Raw genomic sequence first — 250 nt, 5'->3', positions numbered from 1 at the left:
ACCACCACGATCAACGACACCATCGACAAGGTCGATGTGGTTCTGACTGCAACCACCACCGTCGGCGAAGGCGGCAACATCGTCTACACCGCCAGCCTTGTGGATAAAAACGGCGCGCCGGTGACTAACATCACCAACCCGCTGACCGTCACCTTGGATAACGGCCAGAGCATCACTATCGGTGTAAACCAATCGAGCGCCAGCGTTTCGGTTGTTGCGCCGGATGACGTGTATAAGGGCGACCAGACCG

The 250-nt window shown here is 57.6% G+C and carries 1 protein-coding gene; it reads left to right on the top strand.

The annotated features are described in order from the left end of the window. Positions 1 to 250 (top strand): immunoglobulin-like domain-containing protein (locus BFQ04_RS30065; protein WP_256544593.1); only part of this gene is annotated, 250 nt, incomplete at both ends.

This window comes from Pseudomonas sp. 37 R 15 (assembly GCF_900004865.1).
GTDB classification, from domain to species: Bacteria; Pseudomonadota; Gammaproteobacteria; order Pseudomonadales; family Pseudomonadaceae; genus Aquipseudomonas; species Aquipseudomonas fluorescens_AM.
This window is presented reverse-complemented; position numbering and strand designations above follow the sequence as displayed.